The organism is Starkeya nomas (genome assembly GCF_902703545.1).
Taxonomy (GTDB): Bacteria; Pseudomonadota; Alphaproteobacteria; order Rhizobiales; family Xanthobacteraceae; genus Ancylobacter; species Ancylobacter moscoviensis.
In genome coordinates, this window is record NZ_CACSAS010000023.1 from 1 (window position 1) to 4,752 (window position 4,752).

General features: G+C 70.0%; 7 protein-coding genes. All 7 read left to right on the plus strand.

Annotated features, from left to right (window positions below; all coding sequences use genetic code 11):
* Positions 1 to 1,766 (plus strand): hypothetical protein (locus STARVERO_RS22005; protein ID WP_159602141.1); only part of this gene is annotated, 1,766 nt, incomplete at its 5' end.
* A complete protein-coding gene (locus tag STARVERO_RS22010) occupies positions 1,763 to 2,185 on the plus strand; it encodes a phage tail protein (protein ID WP_159602143.1) in 423 nt (140 codons plus the stop codon). The genes STARVERO_RS22005 and STARVERO_RS22010, both read left to right, overlap by 4 nt.
* Positions 2,185 to 2,391 carry a tail protein X gene (locus STARVERO_RS22015; protein ID WP_159602145.1) on the plus strand — a complete coding sequence of 69 codons (207 nt, stop codon included), beginning with the start codon at positions 2,185 to 2,187 and terminating at the stop codon, positions 2,389 to 2,391. Before STARVERO_RS22010 ends, STARVERO_RS22015 begins: the two co-directional genes overlap by 1 nt.
* A 22-nt stretch (positions 2,392 to 2,413) precedes the next feature.
* Complete coding sequence (locus STARVERO_RS22020) at positions 2,414 to 3,427, plus strand: phage late control D family protein (protein ID WP_159602147.1); 1,014 nt, start codon at positions 2,414 to 2,416, stop codon at positions 3,425 to 3,427.
* Between the two features lie 56 nt (positions 3,428 to 3,483).
* Positions 3,484 to 3,672 (plus strand): hypothetical protein, encoded by a 189-nt coding sequence (locus STARVERO_RS22025; RefSeq protein WP_159602149.1) that lies wholly within the window; start codon positions 3,484 to 3,486, stop codon positions 3,670 to 3,672.
* 153 nt (positions 3,673 to 3,825) lie between these two features.
* On the plus strand, positions 3,826 to 4,014 hold the full coding sequence (locus STARVERO_RS23880; RefSeq protein ID WP_159602151.1) for a Com family DNA-binding transcriptional regulator: 189 nt from the start codon (positions 3,826 to 3,828) through the stop codon (positions 4,012 to 4,014).
* Positions 3,990 to 4,752 (plus strand): DNA-methyltransferase (locus STARVERO_RS22035; RefSeq protein WP_159602153.1); only part of this gene is annotated, 763 nt, incomplete at its 3' end. The genes STARVERO_RS23880 and STARVERO_RS22035, both read left to right, overlap by 25 nt.

Here is a 4,752-nt window from a genome sequence, read left to right on the forward strand (position 1 = left end):
GCATGGCGCTTGGCATCGCCGACGCCGCCCGCACCACGGTCTCGCTCGGCCGCGCCGCCTACTGGGTCGGCCAGCGCGTCGTGGCGGCGACCGGGATCTCGATCGCCGGCGTCATCGCGCTCGGCCGTTCCTACGCCACCACGCTCGATGCGCAGGGCAAGTTCGCGAAGCAGACCGGCTTCAGCGTGCAGACGCTGCGCGAGCTCGGGTTCGTGGCGAAGCGTCAGGACATCCCGCTCGAAACCCTCAACAACGGGCTGGAGACGTTTCAGAAGCGCCTCGGCGAACTGAAGATGCGGCGCGGTGGTCTCAACAAGCTGCTCGGCCGGGTCGATCCGAAGCTGCGCGGCAAGCTCCGCGCGGAGAAGGACCCGTCCAAGGCGTTCGACCTGGTCGTCGACTCCATGAGCCGGGTGAAGGACCCGTCCAAGCGCATGGTGCTCGCCCAGGCGGCGTTCGGCGACGCCGGCGCGGAGATGGTGCGCATCGCGCTTCTCGGCGCCGAGGCCCTCGCGAAGATGCGCGAGGAGGCCCAGCGGCTGAACGGCGTACTGGGGGAGAACGCGCTTGGCGAGGCCGAGCGGTTCAACGATGCCATCGACAACATCGGCGACACGCTGCTCGGGCTGCGCGACTCCATCGCGGCCACGGTGCTGCCGATCATCACGCCGATTCTGGAGGCCGTGCAGGAGCTGATCCTCGCGAACCGCGACACCATCGCGACCGGCATCGCCGATGCCATCGTGGCGATCAGCGAGGCGGTGAAGGGCTTCGACTGGGCGAAGTTCGCCGACAATGTGCGCGCCGTCGCCGCCGCCGTGACATGGGCGGCTGGCGCCGTCGGCGGTTTCGAGAACCTGCTGATCGGCCTCGTCGCCGTGCCGTTCATTCCGGCGATTGTGTCGATAGTCGCGGGTCTTTTTGGTATTAGTACGGCGATCGTCAGGATCGGCAAAGCCGTCGCCACGGTCTTCGGGAAGGGGGGGCTCGGCCGCGCCATCGCCGGGGCTGCGGCTGAGGCCGAGCCCGGCCTCGGCCGCATCGGAAGCGCCAGTCGCCGCGCCGGCGCGGATCTCGGCGGGCTCGGCCGGCGCGCCAGCGGCATGCGGCGCCTGTTCGCCCTCGGCGGCCTGTTCTCGATCGGCTCGATGATCCTCGACGATCTGACCAAGACCCGCGAGCAGCGCCTGCAGGCGATGCGGGAGAACTGGCAGTGGTGGTCGGAGCTTGAGCAGACGCTGCAGAACACAAGCGCCGGCCAGTACTGGCAGTCCATGGTCGACGAGGTGCAGCGCTGGAAGGCGGACATCGCGGCGAATCTGTCGTCGCTCGCCTCCGACATGGTGGCGGTCGGCAGGAGCTGGGCGACCAGCCTCGGCGAGGGCTTCCGCTCCGTCTTCAACGACCTCATCAGCTGGATCTCCGGCGCCGTGGCGAACATCAAGGGCATGATGCCCAGCTTCTCGCTGCCGGGCTGGCTGGGCGGCGGCGAGGCGCCGGCGGCGACGCCCGGCGGCGAGACGGGCGCCGTCCCGCAGGCCGCGCCGAAGACCATGGGCGACGTCGTCAACAACGTCGACCAGAGCCGGCAGACGCAGCAATCCGTGTCGGTCACGAACAACGTCACCGTTCACGCCACCACCAACGCCTCGCCCGCCGCCATCGGCGCCGCCGCCGCCGGCGCGGCCGAGCGCGGCACCCGCCGCGCCATGGGCGGGCTGCATGACGGCGGCGAGGCCGGATCGACCTATCAGGGGGCGCCATGAGCGTGCTTATGGGGCTCGGCCCCTTCCGCTTCGAGGTGACGAAGCATGCCTATGAGGAGCTGGACCGGCAGGTCGGCGGCCGCTGGGTCGAGGTCGAGCGCATCGGCCGGCGCCCGGCGCTGCAGCACATGGGCGCGACCAAGAGCACCATCACCCTGTCGGCCACGCTCTATCCGCAGTTCACCGGCGGGCTCGGCCAGGTCGAGGCGATGGGCCTCTCGGCCGAGGCGGGCGAGGTGCACATGATGGCCGCCGCCGTGGGCGCCATCGGCCGGCCGCTCGGACGCTGGGTTATCGAGGAGCTCGGCGACCGGCAGAGTTTCTTCACGGCGGACGGCTCGCCCCGCAAGGTCGAGGTCTCGATCACGCTGGGGCGCTACGGCGAGGATGGCGACGGGTTCGCGGGAGGGCTTTGGTGATGAAGGTGACGTCGCTTCAGGGCGATCCGGTCGACCTCGTGGTCTGGCGTGAGCGCGGCACGGTCGACGGGCTGGTCGAGGCCGTGCTCGACACGAATCGGGGGCTGGCGGCGCGCGGCGTGGTGCTGCCGATCGGCACGACGGTGACGCTGCCCGACCCGCCGGCGTCGCCGGTGCGCAAGCCCACCGTGAAGCTGTGGGACTGACATGCGGCCAGCATTCAGGGTGATGGCCGGCAGCACCGACGTCTCGGCCAAGCTCGGCGACCGCCTGAAGCGGATCGACATCACCGATGTCGACGGCGTCGAAAGCGACACGCTGGAACTGGAGATCGACGACCGGGACAACGCCGTCGAGCTGCCGCGCAAGGGCGCCATCCTTCGGGTCTGGATCGGCTACCGCGAGACCGGCCTCGATCTGATGGGCACCTTCAAGGTCGACGAGACGGGCGTAGAGACGAACCCCGCCACCATCACGGTCCACGCCAAGGCGGCGGACGTGAAGGACAGCTTCAAGGCGCAGAAGACCCGGCACTGGGAGAACACGACGCTCGGCGAGATCATCGCCAAGATCGCCGGCGAGCACGAGTTGCCGCCGAACGTCGATCCGCAGATCGCCTCGCGCCGGATCGGCTACATCGCCCAGACCGAGGAGAGCGACCTGCATTTCCTGACGCGGCTCGGCCGGCGCCACGACGCGCTGCTCGCCCCGAAGAACGGCAGCCTGATCGGCGTGCAGCGCGGCGGCGGGCGCTCGGGCTCCGGCGCCGCGCTCGGCGGTCTCGTGCTGCGGCCGGGCGATGTCACCAATGCCCGCGCCACCACCGGCGACCGGCCGAAGCATGCCGCCATCGAGGCCGACTGGTACGACCGCGACGGGGCGGAGCGGCGCACCGTGGTGTTCCAGCAGCCGGATGCGGAGGGGGCGATCATGCGCCTGCCGCACCCCTACCAGAGCGAGGAGGAGGCGCTGCGGGCGGCCGAAGCGCGCGGGCGCGAGCTGGGCCGGGCCGAGGGCTCGCTGTCGGTCGACATGCCCGGCCGCACCGATGTCGCGGCCGAGAGGCCGGTGACCATGGAGGGCTTCCGGGACGGCGTCGCGGGTCGCTGGACGATCGAGCAGGCGCGCCATTCCATCGAGGGCGGCGGCTACACCACATCGTTCGAGTGCGGAAAGGGCAAGGGAGGTGGCGACGGCACGTCGGGCGGCGGATCGGGCGGAGGCGGCGGCTTCTATGAATAGTGACGCGCTGGCGGTTGCCCGGTACTCTCGCGCCGCTAGGTCAAGGGAGACGGGACATGAAGCCATCGCAGCAGAACGACATCATGGGTTTTGTCGTCGGCGCCATCGTGACGGGCGCCCTCTGGTGGTTTCTGCCGTTCTTCCACTGGGGGGTGTACGTGGTCATCTGGATGGTGGTCTCCGGCTGGGCGATCATTTCCGGTGCCGTCCTCGGTGCGGCCACGCGGAAGATGGACGGCGAATAGAACAGCCTCGGCCATCAGGGTGACGGGGTCCGGGTTTCCCCGGCGCGGGCAGGTTTGGCGACGCACCCGCGAGCGGCCACAAAGCATAACCGCCACCCCGCCCCTTCGCTCTGGCGAGCCCGGCGAGGTCGCACGACTCGGCTACCATAGGCAATGGAGAACATTCGCTGCGGGTGCGGCGCCCTCTTGTTCCGCGCCGGTCATGGAGCGATCCATGGCAAGATCGAAATCAAGTGCCGCCGCTGCGGCACGCTCAACTCCCTGAGGCCGGCAGAGCCCTCACCAGAACGCCGCGAGCGTCTTTCAGAAAGAGACGCATGCGCATCCACCGTGAGAGGATAGGCAACGCCACCCTCTATCTCGGCGACGCCCTTGAGGTGCTCGCCACTCTCGATCCCGGTTCCTTCGGAGGGGTGCTGACCGATCCGCCATACTCCAGCGGCGGCGCCAGCCTTTCCGCCCGGTCGCAGCCGACCTCGGCGAAGTATCAGTCGTCCGAGCATCGCGGCCTCTACCCGGAATTCCAGGGCGACACCCGCGACCAGCGTTCCTATCTGGCGTGGTCGACGCTCTGGCTCGGCCGAGCGCGCGACTTGGTCCGGCCGGGGGCGATCTGCGCCACCTTCACCGACTGGCGGCAGCTGCCGGTGACCACCGACGCGATCCAGTGCGCCGGGTGGATCTGGCGTGGCGTGGTGCCGTGGGACAAGACGGAGCGCGGCCGGCCGCAGCTCGGGCGCTACCGGGCGCAGGCCGAGTACGTGGTGTGGGGCACGAACGGGGCGCGGCCGCTCGCCGGCCCGGTGGCGCCGGGTGTGTTCCGCGAGCCGGTGCCGACGACCAAGCACCACATCGCCGGGAAGCCGGTCGGGCTCATGACCGGCCTTCTCAGCGTGATGGATGGGCCGGTGCTCGATCCGTTCATGGGCTCCGGCACGGTCGGACTCGCCTGTGCTGAACGGGGGCTGGAGTATGTCGGCATCGAGGTCGAGCCGGCCTATTTCGAGATCGCCTGCCAGCGGCTGAGGGAGGCGGACAGAGCCTGCGCCGTCACCGCCTCGGCCGACTGGGGTTCGGCGC

Coding starts and splice junctions, on each gene's coding strand:
- STARVERO_RS22010 (WP_159602143.1), top strand. CDS start 1,763: ATGAGCGTGCTTATGGGGCTCGGCCCCTTCCGCTTCGAGGTGACGAAG.
- STARVERO_RS22015 (WP_159602145.1), top strand. CDS start 2,185: ATGAAGGTGACGTCGCTTCAGGGCGATCCGGTCGACCTCGTGGTCTGG.
- STARVERO_RS22020 (WP_159602147.1), top strand. CDS start 2,414: ATGGCCGGCAGCACCGACGTCTCGGCCAAGCTCGGCGACCGCCTGAAG.
- STARVERO_RS22025 (WP_159602149.1), top strand. CDS start 3,484: ATGAAGCCATCGCAGCAGAACGACATCATGGGTTTTGTCGTCGGCGCC.
- STARVERO_RS23880 (WP_159602151.1), top strand. CDS start 3,826: ATGGAGAACATTCGCTGCGGGTGCGGCGCCCTCTTGTTCCGCGCCGGT.